Here is a 557-nt window from a genome sequence, read left to right on the forward strand (position 1 = left end):
CGCAACGGCCGGCGAACGGGTTTGGTTGCAATGCCGCCCGGCGACGCGGCCAACCTTTTTCGTCGACAGACGTTGTCCCTGTGAAGGGAAGGTCGCCGCGGGCGACCGTGCAAGAAAGAAGGAGGCAGTGATGAGAATTCTCGCCATCATGCCAATCGGCCTCATGCTGGCGCTGGCAGTGCCGGCCGCGGCCCAGCAGCAGAACGACAGCCAGGCACAGGCCGACAAATGCAGGGCTCAGACCGAGCAAGGGGCAAAACAGCAGCCTGGACAGCAGGCCGATGACGGCAATTTGACCGCGAAGCTCAACGATTGCGGCGGCGTGCTGAAACCGCCCCCGACGGGCGACCAGGGCATGGCGGCGCCGGCCCCCGAGGAAGGCAAGACGCCGGTGATCAAGCCGGGTGAAGTGCCGCCCCAGCCGCCGAAGCAATAAACGCCGCTGGCTGGTATTATCGCGCAAGCTAATGGAACCTCGTTATCTCAGGAGCGTTTCTCTCACGACTTGGAATTCGGAGAGATTATCGTGAGAGATATTGCGACCACGGCCACGTTGC

General features: G+C 62.7%; 1 protein-coding gene. It reads left to right on the forward strand.

The window, feature by feature from the left end; genetic code table 11:
• Positions 1-130: 130 nt before the first annotated feature.
• A complete protein-coding gene (locus EN893_RS37115; protein ID WP_127271135.1) occupies positions 131-436 on the forward strand; it encodes a hypothetical protein in 306 nt (101 codons plus the stop codon).
• The last annotated feature ends 121 nt before the right edge of the window (positions 437-557 follow it).

The sequence above is a fragment of the Mesorhizobium sp. M7A.F.Ca.CA.004.04.2.1 genome (assembly GCF_004022825.1).
Taxonomy (GTDB): domain Bacteria; phylum Pseudomonadota; class Alphaproteobacteria; order Rhizobiales; family Rhizobiaceae; genus Mesorhizobium.

Coding starts and splice junctions, on each gene's coding strand:
- EN893_RS37115 (WP_127271135.1), top strand. CDS start 131: ATGAGAATTCTCGCCATCATGCCAATCGGCCTCATGCTGGCGCTGGCA.